Source organism: Cellulomonas sp. P4_B5_2, assembly GCF_056402235.1.
The window spans coordinates 1-17,854 of sequence record NZ_JBFUHU010000030.1 but is presented as its reverse complement, the minus strand read 5'-3'; the positions used below and the strand labels follow the sequence as shown (position 1 = coordinate 17,854).

General features: G+C 69.7%; 16 protein-coding genes, 1 tRNA gene and 2 pseudogenes. 11 read left to right on the top strand and 8 right to left on the bottom strand.

Going from position 1 to position 17,854, the window contains the following annotated elements:
• Positions 1-709, top strand: a 709-nt coding sequence (locus AC1DUQ_RS03740) for a Rossmann-fold NAD(P)-binding domain-containing protein (protein WP_477073408.1), incomplete at its 5' end; no start/stop codon positions are given.
• Here AC1DUQ_RS03740 and AC1DUQ_RS03735 read toward each other — a convergent pair.
• Positions 691-939, bottom strand: a complete 249-nt coding sequence (locus AC1DUQ_RS03735; protein WP_477061120.1) for a DUF7455 domain-containing protein — start codon at positions 937-939, stop codon at positions 691-693. The genes AC1DUQ_RS03740 and AC1DUQ_RS03735 overlap by 19 nt on opposite strands.
• Before the next feature lie 512 nt (positions 940-1,451).
• Between AC1DUQ_RS03735 and AC1DUQ_RS03730 the strand changes: the two genes are divergently transcribed.
• Positions 1,452-4,289 (top strand): DNA methyltransferase, encoded by a 2,838-nt coding sequence (locus tag AC1DUQ_RS03730; protein ID WP_477061121.1) that lies wholly within the window; start codon positions 1,452-1,454, stop codon positions 4,287-4,289.
• Between the two features lie 596 nt (positions 4,290-4,885).
• Here the strand turns inward: AC1DUQ_RS03730 and AC1DUQ_RS03725 are convergent.
• The 4 genes from AC1DUQ_RS03725 to AC1DUQ_RS03710 all read right to left on the bottom strand — a co-directional run bounded on the left by AC1DUQ_RS03725 (position 4,886) and on the right by AC1DUQ_RS03710 (position 6,803).
• Positions 4,886-5,335, bottom strand: coding sequence for a hypothetical protein (locus AC1DUQ_RS03725; protein ID WP_477061122.1), 450 nt, complete (start codon positions 5,333-5,335; stop codon positions 4,886-4,888).
• A 246-nt stretch (positions 5,336-5,581) separates the two neighbouring features.
• The gene (locus tag AC1DUQ_RS03720; RefSeq protein ID WP_477061123.1) at positions 5,582-6,181 is read right to left on the bottom strand and encodes a hypothetical protein; all 600 of its coding nucleotides are present in this window, start codon (positions 6,179-6,181) and stop codon (positions 5,582-5,584) included.
• 119 nt (positions 6,182-6,300) lie between these two features.
• Entirely contained in the window at positions 6,301-6,549 is a 249-nt protein-coding gene (locus AC1DUQ_RS03715) for a hypothetical protein (protein WP_477061124.1), read from the bottom strand.
• Positions 6,546-6,803 (bottom strand): helix-turn-helix domain-containing protein, encoded by a 258-nt coding sequence (locus tag AC1DUQ_RS03710; protein ID WP_477061125.1) that lies wholly within the window; start codon positions 6,801-6,803, stop codon positions 6,546-6,548. The genes AC1DUQ_RS03715 and AC1DUQ_RS03710 overlap by 4 nt, the downstream gene beginning before the upstream one ends.
• Positions 6,804-6,950: 147 nt before the next feature.
• On the opposite strand from AC1DUQ_RS03710, the gene AC1DUQ_RS03705 reads away from it, so the two are divergent.
• Both AC1DUQ_RS03705 and AC1DUQ_RS03700 read left to right on the top strand, forming a co-directional pair.
• The gene (locus AC1DUQ_RS03705; protein ID WP_477061126.1) at positions 6,951-7,808 is read left to right on the top strand and encodes a hypothetical protein; all 858 of its coding nucleotides are present in this window, start codon (positions 6,951-6,953) and stop codon (positions 7,806-7,808) included.
• Positions 7,805-8,932, top strand: a pseudogene (locus AC1DUQ_RS03700) (tyrosine-type recombinase/integrase); the annotation flags it as partial. The gene AC1DUQ_RS03705 and the pseudogene AC1DUQ_RS03700, both read left to right, overlap by 4 nt.
• 199 nt (positions 8,933-9,131) lie before the next feature.
• Here the strand turns inward: AC1DUQ_RS03700 and AC1DUQ_RS03695 are convergent.
• Positions 9,132-9,204, bottom strand: a tRNA-Lys gene (locus AC1DUQ_RS03695).
• A 586-nt stretch (positions 9,205-9,790) separates the two neighbouring features.
• On the opposite strand from AC1DUQ_RS03695, the gene AC1DUQ_RS03690 reads away from it, so the two are divergent.
• The 5 genes from AC1DUQ_RS03690 to AC1DUQ_RS03670 all read left to right on the top strand — a co-directional run bounded on the left by AC1DUQ_RS03690 (position 9,791) and on the right by AC1DUQ_RS03670 (position 14,349).
• Entirely contained in the window at positions 9,791-10,297 is a 507-nt protein-coding gene (locus tag AC1DUQ_RS03690) for an RNA polymerase sigma factor (protein WP_477061127.1), read from the top strand.
• A 185-nt stretch (positions 10,298-10,482) separates the two neighbouring features.
• Complete coding sequence (locus AC1DUQ_RS03685; protein ID WP_477061128.1) at positions 10,483-11,481, top strand: hypothetical protein; 999 nt, start codon at positions 10,483-10,485, stop codon at positions 11,479-11,481.
• A 272-nt stretch (positions 11,482-11,753) separates the two neighbouring features.
• A complete protein-coding gene (locus tag AC1DUQ_RS03680) occupies positions 11,754-12,218 on the top strand; it encodes a helix-turn-helix transcriptional regulator (RefSeq protein ID WP_477061129.1) in 465 nt (154 codons plus the stop codon).
• 142 nt (positions 12,219-12,360) lie between these two features.
• Positions 12,361-13,467: a DUF4190 domain-containing protein gene (locus AC1DUQ_RS03675; protein WP_477061130.1), complete on the top strand. Its 1,107-nt coding sequence runs from the start codon at positions 12,361-12,363 to the stop codon at positions 13,465-13,467.
• 144 nt (positions 13,468-13,611) lie between these two features.
• Entirely contained in the window at positions 13,612-14,349 is a 738-nt protein-coding gene (locus tag AC1DUQ_RS03670; RefSeq protein WP_477061131.1) for a hypothetical protein, read from the top strand.
• Between the two features lie 150 nt (positions 14,350-14,499).
• Here the strand turns inward: AC1DUQ_RS03670 and AC1DUQ_RS03665 are convergent, their stop codons facing one another.
• Positions 14,500-14,832, bottom strand: a complete 333-nt coding sequence (locus AC1DUQ_RS03665) for a RidA family protein (protein ID WP_477073407.1) — start codon at positions 14,830-14,832, stop codon at positions 14,500-14,502.
• A 316-nt stretch (positions 14,833-15,148) separates the two neighbouring features.
• Between AC1DUQ_RS03665 and AC1DUQ_RS03660 the strand changes: the two genes are divergently transcribed.
• Together AC1DUQ_RS03660 and AC1DUQ_RS03655 are read left to right on the top strand one after the other, a co-directional pair.
• Positions 15,149-15,550 (top strand): HNH endonuclease, encoded by a 402-nt coding sequence (locus AC1DUQ_RS03660; RefSeq protein WP_477061133.1) that lies wholly within the window; start codon positions 15,149-15,151, stop codon positions 15,548-15,550.
• A pseudogene (locus AC1DUQ_RS03655) lies at positions 15,501-17,135 on the top strand (bifunctional metallophosphatase/5'-nucleotidase); the annotation flags it as partial. The gene AC1DUQ_RS03660 and the pseudogene AC1DUQ_RS03655, both read left to right, overlap by 50 nt.
• Before the next feature lie 111 nt (positions 17,136-17,246).
• Here the strand turns inward: AC1DUQ_RS03655 and AC1DUQ_RS03650 are convergent.
• Positions 17,247-17,837, bottom strand: coding sequence for a VOC family protein (locus tag AC1DUQ_RS03650; RefSeq protein WP_477073409.1), 591 nt, complete (start codon positions 17,835-17,837; stop codon positions 17,247-17,249).
• Positions 17,838-17,854: the final 17 nt, after the last annotated feature.

Sequence of the window (17,854 nt, the reverse complement as noted above, 5' to 3'; positions counted from 1 at the left end):
GGCCGACGCGGTCGTCCACCTCGGCTTCAAGCACGACTTCTCCGACATGCCCGGCGCGTGGCGCACGGAGAGGGCGGCGGTGGAGACGTTCCTCGCCACCCTCGAGGGGTCGGACCGACCGTTCCTGCTGGCGTCCGGCGTCGCGGGCCTCACACCGGGGCGGGCGGTGACCGAGCGCGACGCCAACCCGAGCCACGGACCGGACAGCATGCGCGGCGGCGCGGAGAACCTCGCGCTCGGGCACGCCGACCGCGGGGTCCGCTCGGTCAGCGTGCGCTTCGCGCCCACCGTGCACGGTCAGGGCGACCACGGCTTCGTCGCCACCCTTGCCGGCGTCGCTCACGCGGCAGGCGCGTCGGGCTACGTCGGGGACGGCTCCGCACGCTGGCCCGCGGTGCACCGGCTCGACGCGGCCCGCCTCGTGCGGCTCGCGCTGGAGGGGGCGCCCACCGGGTCCGTCGTGCACGCGGTGGCGGAGGAGGGAGTGCCGACGCGGGACATCGCCGAGGCGCTCGGACGCACCCTCGGCGTGCCCGCCGTGTCCATCGACCCGTCCGACGTGGACGGTCACTTCGGCTGGATCGGCCGGTTCTTCGCGCTCGACATCCCGGCCTCGAGCCAGCTCACGCGAGAGCTGCTGGGCTGGGAGCCGACGAACCCGGAGCTGCTCGCGGACCTCGACGCGGGGTACTACGCGGTCGGCGTGTAGCTGTCGGACAGCTGCTCGTCGATGCGGTGACGCTCGTCGTGGATCGCCGCGCCGGCCGCGACCAGCTTGAGCTCGTGCGCCCGGAAGTGGTGGCCGCAGAAGAGCAGGTCCATGCCGTCGGCCGTCGGGAGGGTCGCCTTGACGTAGGCCTGGGCGCCGCAACGGTCGCACCGGTCCTGCCGGGTGAGCTCGGCGGGGGTGACTGTGTGGTCGATCGTGGTGGTGCTCATGTCCAGGTACCTCGTCTCGGTGCAGGGGGCGGAGCGCGGGCTCCGCGGGTGCTGCTCATCCGAACGGTCGCCCCCCGGCCACCATTCCGGATCGGCTGTTCGCCCAGCGATGAACCGCCGCACTGGTAAGGGGTCGGGACTGTGGGCGGGGATACCGGCGCGCGAGACGGGCCTGCGGCGTCGTGTGTCGCAGTCCCGTCCTCGACTCACCCGGCGACAGCCGACACCTGGCGGTCCTGCAGGGTGGGCCCCGTGGGGATCGAACCCACAACCCGCGGATTAAAAGAACGCGGTGACGAGGGCGGGCAGGGCCGGACGTGACCGAGGTCTGCCGGATCCTCCGCCATGAGCGCCAGTGCGGTGTCGGATCGTGCCAGCCTTCACCGGACCTCGATAACGACACCGTGACCAGTGTCGTGACCACCACTTCAAGCCCGTGGCGATCGACTCTTGGTGCCTAGACAGCGCGCGTTCAGGGTCCGCGGGAAAGGCGCTGACCCTACGCTGCGGACATGCCCAACGCGATCAACCCGTCGACTCCAGACCTCAAAGCGGACCTCTCGGCATTCGTGGCCTGGAGGAACGAGAAGCTGCGGGGGGATGAGAAGGGCGAGGCCCAGTCGTTCCTAGACCGACTCTTCCGGGCGCTCGGACACGAGGGGGTCCAGGACGCCGGTGCGGAGTTCGAGTCACGGCTTCGCAAGCGCGAGGACAGAGGCACCGGGTTCGCCGACCTGATGTGGAAGCCCCGCGTGCTCATCGAGATGAAGAAGGCCGGCACGCCGCTGCGCAAGCACTACAGGCAGGCGTTCGACTACTGGGTGCGCGCAGTCCCCGACCGACCGCGATACGTCGTGCTCTGCAACTTCGACGAGTTCTGGGTGTACGACTTCGAGAACCAGCTCGACGAACCGGTCGACGTCGTCCGGATCGAGGACCTCCCGCAGCGGTGGGAGGTCCTTGGATTCATGTTGCCGACCGAGGTCCCGCCGACTTTCGGCAACGACCTCGTCCAGGTAACTCGAGCTGCTGCGGCAGAGGTTGCTCTCGTCTTCACGTCGATGAAGGAGCGCGGCGTATCGACGGTGGTAGCGCAGCGGTTCGTGCTCCAGTGCGTCATGGCGATGTTCTCCGAGGACATCGGGCTTCTGCCACGGCACTCGTTCACAGAGGCCATCACGGACGCCCACACGGGGGCTGAAGCCTTCGACCTCATCGGCGGGCTCTTCCACGAGATGAACGCCCCGGGCAAGACCCCCGGTGGTCGATTCAAGGACACGCCCTACTTCAACGGCGGCCTCTTTGCTCACGTGCATCCACAGGAGCTAACCAACAGCGAACTCGCCCTTCTTCGAGACGCTGCCCAGACAGACTGGGCGGGCGTACGCCCTGAGATCTTCGGCACGCTCTTCGAGGGATCGATGGACTCCGGTGAGCGGCACGCGCGGGGTGCGCACTTCACCTCCCAGGCCGACATCGCGAAGATCGTCGGCCCCTGCATCGTGGACCCGTGGCGGGAGCGCGTCGACGCCTCGACGAAGGTAGGAGAGCTCAACGCCCTCTTGACCGACCTGATGACCTACCGCGTTCTCGACCCCGCCTGCGGATCGGGGAACTTCCTCTACGTCGCCTATCGCGAGCTCCGGCGCATCGAGCACGAAATCACCGAGAAGCTCCGTGCGAAGCGGGGCTCGCAGCAAGCGTCGTTGAGCTATGTCCAGCCCGAGAACTTCCTGGGCATCGACAACAACCCGTTCGCCGTCGAGGTGGCCAAGGTGACGATGCAGCTCGGCAAGAAGCTCGCCGCCGACGAACTCGGTGACGAGGGCACGATCCTGCCCCTAGACAACCTCGACGGAGTCATCAGCTGCTCCGACGCACTCTTCTCACCGTGGCCGAGGGCCGACGTCATCATCGGCAACCCGCCGTACATCGGACGGCGCGGAATGATCGGGGAACTTGGCGCTGACTACGTTGCCCGCCTCGATGAGAAGTACGGTCCCCAGGGGGTGGCGGACTTCGTGACGTACTGGTTCCCCAAGGCTCACGACCACCTCCCGGATGGAGGGCGTGCGGGTTTCGTTGGCACCAAGTCGATCAAGCAGGGTGACGGACGAAAGGCATCACTCGACTACATCGTCGACCACGATGGCGTGATCTTCGACGCCGTGTCGCACATGCCGTGGTCGGGGGAAGCGCAGGTCACCGTATCGATCGTCAACTGGCAGAAGGGCGGCGTTCCGCCGGCGGCGAGGGTGCTGTGGCTCGAAGACGGTCAGCGCCGTGTCGAGGTCGCCGAGATCTCCGGCTCTCTCTCCGCGCTCACCGACCTGCGAACCACCGAGACCCTGGGAGCGAACAAGGACTCGTTCTACCAGGGGCAGACCTTCGGGGTGGTGGAGGCGTTCAAGGTGAGCGGGACCGAGGCGCGCGCTCTCATTCGAGCGGAGCCCGCTGACGCCGAGGTCATCCATGCGGTCCTGGGTGGCCAGGAGATGCTTCACAGCACCGACGTCAACGATTGGGTCATCGACATCCCGGGGCGCGACTCGGACGACGTCTGGGCCCGGTACCCCAAGTTGCTCGCGTATCTCGAGCCCACTGCGATGGCCGACCGGCAGGCCAAGGCCCAAGCGCAGGTGGCGGTGAACCAGGAGATCCTGGCGCGAAACCGTGACGCGCGAACCAACGTCCACCATGTCCGGTTCGCCGAGAACTGGTGGATGCTCGGCTACCGGCGCGCTGAGATGCTTGAGGCGCTGGAGAAGCTGCCGCGGTACATAGTGCTCACCCGAACCTCGAGCGAACTCCGCGGGCCAGTCTTCTCGTTCGTCGATCCTCGCTTTCACATCTCGGATTCGGCGGTCGCGTTCCCGTTCAGCGACGACTACTCGCTGGGAGTCCTTCAGAGCAAGCTGCACACGGACTGGTTCCGGGAGAAGTGCACCACGCTCGAGACACGCCTCACCTACACGTCGAAGAACGTCGGTGGCCACTTTCCGTGGCCGCAGGACCCGACGGTGGAGATCGTCGATCGAGTCGCGCAGGCGGCCGCGAAGATCGTCGAGCACCGCGCGAAGTCCTTCTCGATGGGGGTCACGCTGGCGCAGCAGTACGACGTACTGCGCCGCCCGGGCAAATCAACGTTGCGCGACCTCCACGCTGAACTCGACTCGGCTGTGATGGACGCCTACGGATTCGACCCCCACGCCGACGTGCTGGCCCAGCTCCTCGCGCTGAACCATGTCCTCGCCGAGCGCGAGAGGGCGGGCGACGCGGTGACGCGGCCCGGGCCTGCGCAAGGCTCAGGGATGGTGTCTACGTGGGCGTTCCCGGTGCCGACTCTCTGAGGCGGACAGTGAGGGCACGCTACGCACGCGCTGATACGCAAATCGGGTGCGGATCAAGACGATCCAGCGGATTGCATATCCGACGCCGGCACTATCGGTGCAGGTCAGAGCCGGGGTGGTCACGCGATGGTCACGGAACTGGCCACGCCCGTTACCGCGATTCCGGGGCCCCAGTCGGATCCGGCAGTCGATCTGCCGATCCGCCGTGGGCGACGACAGGGGAATGCGCTACGAGCGCGAGAGCTGCCGAGTAACTCCAACTGAAGCGAGCGCGACGCCTACCAACCCGAGTCCGGCGCACGCCCACACAACGGCCACCGGCGTGATGTCGGCGAACTGGATGCTGATCATGCCGCCGCCTGCCAGCCCGATTAGGGCCCAGCCGGCGTCCGCGAGGACTCCTGGCCAGGCTTCCCGCCGCCGCTGCCCTAGGACGCGGAGCGAGTCGGCCGCCGCCTCGACATGCCCCTTGCCGACGCTGTCCGCGCCTGTGGAACGGGCCACTCGTTCTGCCTCGACGTAGAGGATGTTCGCCGCCCGCCGAACCAAGTCGCTTGCGTGCTGGTCTGCCGAGGGGGACCACCCCATCGGGCTGCTCACGAGACGTCGTCGTCAGTGCCGTAGGCGGTTTCGCCAGGCCAGTAGAGGACGTCGACGATCCCGCCCAGCTCCATCTCCAACTCGGCCTGGCCGCGGGCATGCGCCCAGGCGCGATCTGCATGCACCCGGGCTCGCCAGTCGGGCTTCGATTCGAGCCGCTCGTGGCCGCTGTGAGTCGTTCGAGGGAGCGGTGCCGACCGCCGCACGACGCGCTCCCCAAATAGGAACGTCATCGCCCCTGAGGCGAGGAGCCCCGCGCCGATCGAAAGGGCTATGGATGACCCGGTCTTCAAGGCGGCCGCGGACACGAAGAGCAAAGGAATGGCGGCGAGGACGGTGAGGTAGCCGAGTCGGAGGTGCCAATCACGTCTGTTGGCGGCCTCCCGCGACAGTGAGTTGTGGGCGGCACCGAGGAGCGCCACTGGATATAGCCCATCGATCGCCATCTAGCGCACGCTAGTCGGTTGTTCAGGGCCGCGGCAGAGTGGGTCCCGAAGAGACCCGCTACCTGGCCGTCTCGGTCGCCAGCGCGCGGCGACATGTACCAAAGCGTCGCCTGACGTCGGGCGCGCTTGCCCGCGCCAGAGGGCGGCACGCACACCTCGTGGCGTCGACGGGCCAGTTCGGTGCAGCGGGCCGCGCGTCGCCACGCGTGCGCGCGCGTAGGAGCACGCAGGAAACGCAGGAATCTCTCAATCGAGCCCGGCAATGTGCCAACCGCCGCTGAGCCCATAGGCCGCGCGAGCCTCCGCCTCAGCGCGCCGCACGCCAACCTGGGCGCCGCCTCGGTCGAGGTAGTAGCCCTGGGTGTGGTGCTCGAGACGATCGCCGTTCAGATGGAGGTACTCCTCGGCCTGCGGCCAGAGCGACGATGCACCATCAGGTCGTCGGAGGCAGGCTTTCATCCCGTAGGTCGCCCCCGTCAACCGCTCGCCGTCCCGCGGGAGATCAACCCGCCTGACGTCGACGATGGGTCCGAGGTGCGCCCGCTCGGCCGCGAGGGCGATCGAGGGCCGTGTCACGCGCTTGGTGCGCGCCCACATGTGCACGTGGTTGCCCGTGCCGGCGGGATTCACCTCGACGTGGTACGCCGCCTCCACGGGGCCAGCAAGCGCCTTGAGCGCGCGCACGAACAGCTGAACACCAGCCTTGATCTCGTTCCATGCGGGCCCGACCTGGGTGAGCGTGATGAGGTGGGATGGGCGCGCAAGGGAGATGGCCGCAGCGCGGTCGTAGACCGCGGGCGTGATGCAAGCGTGACAGCGGAGCCGCCCGCAACGCCCGTAGGTCACCTGGCCCGAGGCGAAGCGGCGGAGTACGAGGTGACCCTTCGTCGGGCAACGAGGCCACGAGGTGCCACTGGGTTGTTGGGATTGGTGGTACTTAACGAGGACGGGGCTGGGCTGGGTGTTCACGCAGCGGCCGAGTTCGTGACCGGGTCCAGGCCGAGCGTGATGAGAAGCAGCGCAGTGGCGACGCGGTACTGACCGCCGATTCGGAGTACGGCGCAGGGGAACTCGCCGTTGCGAGCGAGTTCGTAGCCGACGGTCCTCCCGAGGTTCAGCGCCCGGCAAGCCGTGCTGAGATCGACGGCCGCCGGTAGCGAGAGGACCTCCTCGACCGTCAGGGCCCTCCGCGGTGCCGTGTCGATCCCGCTCATGCGCTCGGCTCCTCCATCTCCATCAGGAGGTCGAGGAAGTCGAGGTATGCGAGAAGGTGCTCTCCCCGGGGCAAGTACCTGCCGGACTCCCACGCCGAGATGGCGGTCGGCGAGGCGCCCGTCGCAGCTCCGGCAGTACGAAGAGAGATCCCGTGGGTCTCGCGGAGACGGCGGCGCTCACCGAGATCAGGGAGGCGCTTCTGTGCCGCGAGGCGGTGGACGAGGTTGTCGAACTGTTCGCGCTTGGTGGTCATATCAATCAGTTGAGCGCATCCGGTTCAGAACGGCACCGGGTTCAGTGGGGAGCGTCGAATACCGACCCGGTGAGATGCCGGGGCGAATTTACGACCGTATGAGGACACCAGGTTGACAACCAATGGACACGCGGGCATGGTGGCGCCATGACGAAGCACGCACCCGAGGTTGTATGGGCTGTGGATCGGGTCCACGAAGGGGCGGTCATGCTCACTGCTCATCGCAACTCGGCAGGGGAAGGGGCCGCCGCGGCGACCTTGTTCCTGCGCCTCGACGGCGACGTGCACGACCCGAAGGACAACCACAGATGGCGGTACACGCTGACGTGGCCAGAGCCGGATGAGGAACGGCTATGGCGAGCGGATGGCCGGCTGCTCGCGCACGGTGCGTCGTGGAGGATCGCATCGCTCGAGCTGGAGGCCGCCGTGCCGGCAGGCTCCGACCTTGCTCCCGCCGTCACGTCCCGCGTGTTGCGGCGCGTACCGCTCGGGTTGATCCACGAGGCGCTCGAGACGCTCACGGTTGCGCAGATCGTCGCGGCCGATTCGCTGCTCGAGGTCGCGACAGGACTTAGCGAGTTCCCGGAGGGGTACGTGCCGTATTTTCGTCCCGACGATCCAGCGGAGGACCCACACCGGGGCACGGAGTTGAGATATGCCACGAGAATCCTCGTGTCGCTCCCGGCCATCTCCCGACTGACTCGACGACCGCCGCTCAACGCCACGGCTGAACTCGTGCGCGATTGGCCAGCGCCGTCCCCGAGCAAGGCGGGGCGACCTCCCCGGACAGACCGGGAACTCCTCGAGTTCGCCTGGGTGTTCCTGCAGGCTGAAGGCGTCTACCGGACCGTCTGCATCGAGCGGGACATCCCCCTCGACACCGCCCGAGGCTGGGTGAAGGCGTGCCGTGCGGCCGGATGGCTCGCTCCGGGTGAGCCCGGACGTCGCGGTTCGGCCCGGCCGGGACCGAGGCTGGTCGAGATGATTCAGGCGGTCCTGCCATGACCCCCGGCGTGTTCAAGAGGTGCGCGTGCGTCGTCCCGGCGGACAAGTCAGGAAGGTCCACGCCATGCAGGAAGGCCCACGGCACCTGGTACTACATCGTTGATCTCGGGCCCGGGCCGGGCTCCGATGGCCGCTGGAGAAGCCGCCGGCAGCAGAAGAAGGGCGGGTTCCCGACTGAGAAGGAGGCCGCGCTTGCGCGAGCGCGGGCAACCGCGGCTATCGCCGACGGCACGATGGCCTACGACGAGTCGATGACTGTGGCGGAGTACCTCGATCGGTGGCTCGAGCAGAAGGCTGCAGGAGGGATCAAGCCCACCACGCTTCGTTCCTACCGCCAGCACGTCGACCACTACCTCATCCCGCTCATGGGGCGACGCCGACTACGCGATCTACGGCCCGCCGAAGTTGAAGCCGCGCTCTGTGGCCTCCTGGATCGCAGCGGCCCTCACGGACGTGCGCTATCGCCGGCGACCGTCCAGCGTGTTCGGGCGACCCTGCGCTCAGCGTTGGCTTCGGCCAAGCGCAAGCGGCTCGTCACGCTAAATGCTGCCGAGGACCTTGAGATGCCCGCCGTCCGTCGCCCGCGGGTGTCGCCTTGGGGCCCAGAGGAGCTGGCCACTTTCCTCGATAGGGCGGCCCTTGACGACCTCGGTGCGCTGTTCGAGGTGATCGCGTTCACGGGGCTCAGGCGCGGCGAGGCGCTCGGCTTGATGTGGGCCGACGTCGATCTCGAGCGCGGCAGTTTCGCCGTGAGGCGGCAGGTCATCGGGCTGCCCTCGGAAGTGCCGTGCTCGTACTGCGGCCTCGTGCACAAGGGTCGGCAGTTCGGTTCGCCCAAGACCGAAGGTCGAGACGGTGGAGTCGTCGAGCTGGCGCGGAGCACGGTCGCAACCCTCGAGGCGCATCGCCTCGTCCAGGACCTGGAGCGCGCCGAGTGGGGATCGGCGTACGTGGACCATGACCTGGTGTTCGCACGGGCCAACGGTGAGCCACACGCCCCCGACGCGGTTACGAAGGCGTTTACCGACCTCGTCCACCGAGCTGGCCTGCGCCGAGTGCGACTGCATGACCTACGGCACGGCGCGGCATCGCTGATGCTGGCCGACGGCGTTGATATCGCCGTGGTGTCGAAGATCCTCGGGCACTCGAGCATCGCGATCACGGCCGACACCTACGCGCACCTGCTGCCTGGTGTGGGGCGCGATGCGGCCGAACGCCTCGTTGGGCGCCTGCCGAAGCGCGTGCGTGACCAGAGTGTGACCACCCCCCGTCTCGGCCGGCCGCCGAAGGGAGTGCCCCGCGGCAAAACCGCAGGTCAGACAGTGGGCCCCGTGGGGATCGAACCCACAACCCGCGGATTAAAAGTCCGCTGCTCTGCCAATTGAGCTAGAGGCCCGGGGGATCAGCGCTTTGGTCCGTGGAACCCTCGGGACAACTCCCGTGTAGTTCGCCTGCTCCCGCTCGCCGATCGTAGTCGGCGCGAGGGTGGACGACGGGTCGCGGGTCGCTTGCGCCCGGTCGCACGGTCACGTCGGGGTCTCTGTTCGGTTGTCGTTGTCTCGGCCGGCCTGCTTCGACGATGACTGAACGTGCTGAGCGATGCCACGGGCGCAATCAACATCGCTGCCGACAACGCCGCAGGCGGGTATCGCCGAGGAAGTAGCAGGTGTGCGCGCGAAGGCCCGGCCGCCGGGCCGTACGCTGCGCGGCGTGCTGGCCTACCTCCGCGGCGATCTGGATCGGGCTGCCTGCCCGCCGTTGAACGCCGTCGCTCAGACGTCGTTGAGCCGTCCGGGTGACGATGCGGGGACCACTTCCCGCCGATCTCAGCGCCGGCTGTAAGTCCCGGGCTCGGCCGGACATCTCAGAGCATGGGAACTCAACAGGACGACCCGGCGCGACGGCATGGTGGACGTGACACCGCCGCTGAGCACTTCCAAGGCTTGTGGTCCGCTCACGCCGCTCGGGTGCACGCCTACGCGATGCGGCACGTCGATCCGGACACCGCCCAGGAGGTCGTCTCCGAGACGTTTCTCGTGGCCTGGCGCCGTCTCGCGGAGGTCCCCGGTGAGGCGCTGCCGTGGCTCATCGTCGTGGCCCGCAACACGATCGCCAACGCCAACCGATCGCACTACCGGCAGCGGATCCTCCACGATGAGCTCGCCCGCCTCGCTTCCGTGTCGCCGGCTCCGACGCCGGGCGCCGAGCTGCTCGCGATCGAGCGCATGACCATGCTCCGCGGGCTGGCCGCCCTCTCGTCCGTCGATCGCGAGGCGCTTCTGCTGGTCACGTGGGACGGCCTGACGCCCGCGCAGGCCGCGGCCGTGCACGGCGTCACCGTGGCGACCTTCCAGGTCCGACTGCATCGGGCGCGGCGCCGCCTGTCCGGTCTTGTCGACCCGCCTGGCGAGGAGCCGTCGCCCGGTGACTCCCGCACCGGCACCGACACGACCGACCGCATCGACGACCTTGCCCGGAGGACGCTGTGAACACGCCCACGCTCGATGACCGCCTCACCCACATCGGCCCGACCGGCTCCCCGGACCCCGACGGCCTGGCCGGCGCCTACGCCCAGCTCACTGCTCGCCTCGAGCTCTCCGACCAGGTCGGCGCCCCGCGCTCCGCCGTGGTCGAACCGCTTCGCCGGCTACGGGCTCGGCGGATCAGCCTGACCGTGCTGGTCGGCGCTGCCGCGGCGTTCGCGATCGTCGCGATCCCGGTGCTCAGCACCGGTGGGGGTACCCCGGTCTCGACCGCCAGTGCCGCAGAGCTGTTCATCCGCGCCGGTCAGGCCGCCGGCGAGCAGCCGGACGTGTCTCGTGATGCCGCCTACTGGCACTCCGTGCAGACCTCCGACGTCTGGAACGACGCCAGCAATGGAGTCGAGAGCGCCCGCATCGAAACGTGGACCGGACACCGGGACTGGAGCGTGGTCGTCGACTCCATCCGGAGCCCCGAGCCGACGCTGCAGAACCGCGCACTGTTCGGCCCCGGGATCAGCTGGGACGAGCTGTTCGCCCTGCCCACCGAACCTGCCGCTCTGGAAGAGGCCCTGCGCCGGTACTCCGATGCCACGAGCCCAGACTCGCTGTCGGCCCAGACGGTCTGGGGCGCGGTCGAGGACCTGCTCGTCAACAGCCCAGCGCCGCCCGCCCTGCGGCAGGCGCTCTGGCAGGTCGCCGCGCAGCTTCCTGACACGAGCCTCGGTGGTGACGTCACCGACAGCACCGGGCGCCCCGGAGTCCAGGTGACCCGCCCCTACGAGGAACTGGTCGTCGATCCCGAGACCGGGCGCCTGCTCGAGCGACTCCGGTGGGACAGCACCGACAACCCGCCCTACCGCGACACCTTCCTCGAGCAGGGACCGGCCGACACTGCGCCGAACGCGCCCGACCCGAATCTCCCGCCTGGCTGCACGCTCGACACGCTGTGCGACGGAGGCCATGCGGTCGATCCCTCGGCGCAAGCATCGCCAGCTCAGCGCTTCGAACTTGCTCGGTTCGCTCTGACGCTGCGACCGAGCATGGTTCCGAAAGCTGCCAACGCCACGATGACGACGACCGCGAAGATCCAGGAGCTCACGCTGGCGTCGTCGGCGCTCAACCACCAGATGGCGATGAACACGGCGCTGGCGACGAGCCACAGCGCTACCGCGCCCCGGGTCCAGATCTGACGCATCGGTCATCCCTTCGAGCTCGATGAGCACCGGCAACCAGAGGCCCGACAGATGGGCGGAACAGCGGACGGAACCTCGGTACAACCATCATGTAGCTCGCCGGTTGCCGGGGCACCGTAGCCGCCCTCGCTGGTGTCAGACCCTAGGCGAACAGCCGCCGCGCGATCAGTGGTGCCCGCGCGACCGTCAGGGGGTGAGATGCGCCAGCGAGGGGGTGAACCACGGCTCCGCAGGGGCGATCGGGCCACGCGGGCCGCATAGTTGAACATGTGACCAACTTCCGGATCGACATCACCGACGGAGACGTTCGCGCCGCCAAGCGGGCCTGGCAGGCCGCGCGCGACGCGGACCCGTCGGCGGCGCGCACCGCGCTGCTCCACGAGAGCTACCGCCGGGTGGTGAGCGGTCAGGCACAGCAGATCGCCGACGACTTCCGCCGTTCGCGTGCCGAGCGCACCGTGCGCGAGCAGGTGACTTCGGGATGCCGCTCCGGGCACCCGACGGCGGGATCGTCGCAGCACACACCGGACGAGCTCGGGGCCGACGAGCTGAGCCCTGCCGAGCGGATGGTCCTGGCCGCACTGGGCAGCGGCGGCACGCTGGACGACATCGCCAGGCAGCTGTCGCTGACCCGCAACGTCGTCGTCGCTCTGCTGCGCCACGCCTACCGCAAGATCGGCGTCTCGACGCGCGCCGACGCCGTCACCTGGGTGCTCAAGCACCACCTCCGCTGAGCCCGCCTGCCTCGACATCCGACGGGGCTGGGGCTTCGCGACGTCGCCGTAGGTCTGCCCCGGATCGCCGAGGTGCGGCGCGCGGGTGAACCTCGTCGGGACCCGGACGCACCGACCCGCCGCCTCCGTTACCGTGCGGCGGATGAGTGAGCAGACGGGACCGGGGGCCAGCGGGACGCCGTTCGCCCCGCCGGGCGGCCCTCGCCGGGCGCTCGACGGCGGGCGCGCGGCGGACGAGCCCCACCCTTCCGCGGAGGCGACGTCTCCGTACGCCCTGCCGACCGCGGGGGCGACGTCGCCCGTCACCCCGCCCCCTGCAGCCCCGCCGACGCCGTTCCTCCCCGTCTCGCCCTACGGGCAGGCCGCCCCGTACACCCCGCCGGGCACCTACCCGCAGGCTGACGCGTACGGTCAGGCCGTCCCGTTCCTGCAGCCTCCCGCCTACGGCTCGCCCCCTTCGTACGGTGCGCCGCAGTTCCCCGCTCCTCCGCCGTCGTACGGGCCCACCGCCGCCTACGGCGGGCCCCCGTCGTACGGCACTCCCGGTGCCTGGGGCCCGCCCCTCGGGTACGGCGCCTTGGTGCAGCCCCCGACGGAGGGTCTGGCGATCGCCTCCCTCGTGACCAGCATCGCGGGTCTGCTGGTCCTCGGGGGGCTTCCGGGGCCTGTCGGTGTCGGCCTGGGGATCGGTGCGTTGCGCAGGATCCGGCGGCGCGGCACGAAGGGCCGCGGGATGGCGATCGCCGGCGTGGTCGTGGGTGCGGTGAGCACGCTCGTGTGCATCGGTTGGATCTGGCTCGCGGTGTGGGCGGCGTCGTCCAGCCCCGGTGTGGTCAGCGACTTCGCTTTCGGGGACGAGCTTCCCGACTACACGCTGCGCTCGGACCTCGTCGTCGGCGACTGCCTGCGCGAGTACCCGGACTCGTGGGACCTCGGCACGGCCGACCCCGTGGACTGCGGTGAGGCGCACGCTCTCGAGATCGTGGCGGTCCTCCCGCTGTCGGGTCCGGTCGACGCGTCCGCGGACCCGGCGGATGCCGGGTTCGACCGCGCGTTCGCGCAGTGCACGGCGCACATCGAGCGCGCCGCGCCCGGCCTGCTCGACGAGTGGACCATCTGGACGGATGTGAGCTTCCCGCACCCGGACGACTGGTCGGCGGGCGCGACGACGGCGTACTGCGCGGTGGCGACCGACTCCTCGGGGCTGCGGGGGTCGGTGCTCGACGGCTCGGTCACGGGACCGGAGTAGTCGACGCGTGCCGGACGGACCAGGTTGCGTTCTGCGAGCGTTCCCCGCCCTCGCCCGGGCCGCTCGTCCCATTCTCGGTCTCCCGGCTGGCCGATGGGTCAGTCCTGACGATGGCGCACGTCGTGCCGCCACACGCCGCCCCGCATGACGAGTGCCCCCGAGGCCGACGCGGGCCTGTCCGTGCTCACGCTGGGATTCGAGGTCGTCGACGATCGGCCAGACTGGCCGGTCGTCACGATGCAGGTCGACGGCCACGACCCGTTCGCGGCGGTCGCGAGCGGGTGGAGAGGCTTCGATCCGGCTCAGATGCTCGGCTCGAGCTCCCCACTGGTGCCTCTGGACGGCGATCGCCGGGTCGCGGTCTACCGGTGCACCTGCGGCGAGGCCGGGTGCGGCGTCATCGCGCCCTTCATCGTGCTCTCACCCGACGGGAAGCGGATCTCCTGGGTCGACTTCCGCGACTACGTGGGTGTCTTCGTCGGCCCGGCCGAACCGGAGTCTGCGGACCACGAGGGCACGAAGTGGAACCTGCCTGACCTGCACTTCGACCGCGATCAGTACCTCGCCGAGGTCGCACGAGCCAGTGCCGACCGGTCGTGGGAGACGAGTCGACGGCGCACCGCGCGACTCGTCTCCGAACACCTCCTGCGCAGGGAGCTCGTCGTCCCACCAGACCTGGTCCTCCGAGGGGTGTCGCCTGCGTTCGGCCAGGACGGGGTGAGCCTCAACTTCCTCCGAGTGGGCCACGATCGTGGCCTCCACGTCGAGCAACAGCTTCTCCGGCTCCGCAGTGACGACCCCGATCCGGACCGGGCTGCCGACGACATCGTCGGGCAGCTGCTCGCTGTCGCCCCAGCGGACTGGGCGTCCACGTTCGGCTGACGCCATGCCTCAGCACGGGCCAGGCGCGGGACCTGGGCGACGACGCAGRCACGATGAGCAGCGGCACCGACACGGGACGATCGCGAGGAGCCCGAGGGTGCCTCCACGGCACCGTCGACCGCCCTCGCAGACCGGACGTCGCCGCGTCGGTCAGCCGAGGAAGGCGATCGCCTCGACCTGGACCAGGCATACGGGGTCGAAGAAGTCCGTGGTGGCGGTCATCCGAGCGGGTGGCTGGTCGCCGAAGAACTCCGCGAACACGTCCCAGGCGTCGCGCAGCTCGGGGGTGATCTCGCGGATCCACATCGTCACCTGGACCACGTGCGCCGGACTGGCCCCGGCCGACTCCAGGGTCCGGGTCAGCGCGCGCAGCGCCTCGCGCGTCTGGTGGACGTAGCTCGGCACATCGAAGCCGCCGGCGTGGTGCGCCAGGTAGAGCGTGTCGCCGGCGCGCACAGCGGCGGAGCAAGTGGGGTCTGCCACGTGCGAGGGGAGTCTGGTGATCGTCACGTGCCTGAGATCCTCTCGAGCTGGGCCGGCGTGAGTMGCGGTCGTCGCTGGTGACGGTAGCGGCGCGGGCCCCTGGGGGTGCGGTCCAAGGTCCCGGCCGTCGACGGATGCACGTCAAAGCCGGACGGCACCGGCACGGGCGACGTCGTTCACGAGCAGCAGCGAGCGACGCCTGACGGCACCGCTCAGCTGCAGGTGCGCACACCCCACTGAGCTATGACTCGGCTCGGTGGGCGACCCGCGCTCGTGGTGCGCCGGGAACGCCGGTGGCGTGACTACCGTGAGGCGCATGCCGGCACCCCGCAGTCGCCAGGCGCGCTACGCCAAGCGCCGACAGCGCCGGATGGCCGCCGTCGAGCACGACCTCCGCCCGGAGCAGTGGACTGCGCTCGTCGCCGAGTGGGGCGGCTGCGCCTACTGCGGGGCGAGCGACCGGCCGCTGCAGCGCGACTGCGTCCTGCCCATCTCCCGCGGCGGCCGCTACACGCTCGACAACATCGCCCCGGCGTGCGGCTCGTGCAACGCGAGCAAGTGCAACGACGAGGTGACGGGCTGGTTGCGGCGCAAGCGGCTCGACGAGCGGGCGTTCCTCGAGCGGCACGTCCGGATCCAGGCGGAGCTGGCGCGGAGGTTCGCCGACCATGGACCGGCGGGTCCGGCCGCAGTACTGTCCGAAAATGACCCGAACTAGCACAAGTCGGCCGCGCATCGTCGCCACCGCGGCGGCGGCCGCCCTCACGCTCGCACTCGCAGCGGCTCCCGCTCAGGCGCACCAGCCGAAGCCACCAGTCATCCAGGACCGCTCGAAGGTCGAGGTGCAGATCCTCGCCCTCAACGACTTCCACGGGAACCTGCTCCCCCCGACAGGCAGCAGCGGCCGCGTCGGCCCCACCACGCTGGCCGGCGGCGCCGCGTACCTCGCGACGCACATCAAGAACCTCGAGGCGACCAACCGGAACTCGATCGTGGTGTCCGCCGGTGACCTGGTGGGCGCGAGCCCGATCCTGTCGGCGCTGTTCCACGACGAGCCGACCATCGAGGCCATGAACTCGATCGGGCTCGACCTGAACGCCGTGGGCAACCACGAGTTCGACGAGGGCGCCGCAGAGCTGCTCCGGCTGGACAGGGGCGGGTGCCACCCCACCGACGGCTGCCAGGACGGCACGCCGTTCGCGGGCGCCGACTTCGACTTCCTCGCCGCCAACGTGGTGAACACCGCGACCGGCAAGACCCTGTTCGCGCCGTACTCCATCGAGAAGTTCAACGGTGCCGAGATCGCGTTCATCGGGATGACCCTCGAGGGCACGCCGAACATCGTCAGCGCCGCCGGGATCCAGGGGCTCGAGTTCCGCGACGAGGCGGAGACGGTGAACGCCCTCATCCCGAAGCTGCGCAAGAAGGGCGTCGAGGCGGTCGTCGTCCTCGTGCACGAGGGCGGCTCGCCCACGGCACTGGACATCAACGGCTGCGCCGGCGTCTCCGGTCCCATCGTCGACATCGTCACCAACCTCGATCCCGAGGTGGACCTGGTGGTCAGCGGCCACACGCACCAGCCGTACAACTGCGTGATCGACGGGATCCCCACGACGAGCGCCTACAGCTTCGGCCGGCTCGTCACTGACATCGACATGACGGTCGACCGTCGCACCCGGGACGTCGCCGGGCTCACCATCAACAACCGGATCGTCACGCGGGACGTCCCGGAGGACCAGGCGATCGTCGATCTGATCGCGCGCTACAACGTGGTCGCCGCGCCGATCGCCAACCGGCCGATCGGGCACATCACGGCCGACCTGCCGAACACGCCGAACGCGAACCTGGAACAGGTCATGGGCGACGTGATCGCCGACGCCCAGCTGGCTGCGACCGCCGGACCGCCCCCGCAGGGCAGCGCCGTCGTCGCGTTCATGAACCCCGGCGGCGTGCGCGGCCCACTCACGTACCTAGGCAGTCCGGCCGGTGAGGGGAACGGGGTGGTCACGTTCGGTGAGGCGTTCACCGTCCAGCCGTTCGGGAACATCCTGCAGACCCTGACCCTCACGGGTGCGCAGATCGACCTGCTCCTCGAGCAGCAGTTCTGCGGCCTGAACTCGCCGGCGGCCACGCCGACCCCGGGGTTCTTCAAGGTGCTGCTGCCGTCCGCCGGGTTCTCGTACACGTGGGACGGTGCGGTGGCGAACTCCGCGGCCAACGCCACCTGCGCGACCGACCCGGCCCTCGGTGCGGTCAACCCGGCGAGCATCATGCTCGGCGGAGTCCCGATCGACCTGGCCGCGAGCTACCGCGTGACGGTGAACAACTTCCTCGCCGACGGCGGGGACGGGTTCGGCGTCCTGCGCAGCGGCACCGCCCGCGTCGGCGTCCCCGGGGGGCGGGGCAGGTCCGGCTCACTCCGGGGGCGTGAACTGGCTCCCGGTGAACAGCGCGCCCTGCGGGTCACGGATCGTCGTCGTGAGCGCCCACGGGGTGTCCTCGCTGGCCAGGACCTCGCCGCCGTGCTCGGTGGCCAGTGCGGCGGTCTGGTCGCGGTCGGCGACGGCGAACGTCACGTGCCAGTGCGGCGCCWCGTTCTCGACGGCGGGCGCGACCCAGCCGATTGCGTCCTCGAACCCCGGCGGTACGGAGACGTCGGCCTGGCGCTCGCGGATGTCGGGGTCGGTGGTGGCCGCGAGGTGGTCGCCGTAGCCGGGCACGCGGATCAACGTGCCGAAGCCGAGGTCGTCGAACACCCAGCCGAACACCTGCGTGTAGAACGAGGTGGCGGGCTCGTCGCTGCGCAGGTCGCTGAAGTTCCAGGTGCCGGGCGCGTTGACGATCTGCGCACCGAGCCGGCGCTTCGGCTGCCAGAGCCGGAGCGGCACCCCCTGCGGGTCGGTGAAGCCGGCCCACGTGCCGCCCTCGCCCGCGACGGTCGGGCCGGTGGTGACGGCGCCGCCCGCGGCGGTGATCCGGTCGAGGACTGCCTCGACGTCGTCCACGGCCACGTAGGTGTGCC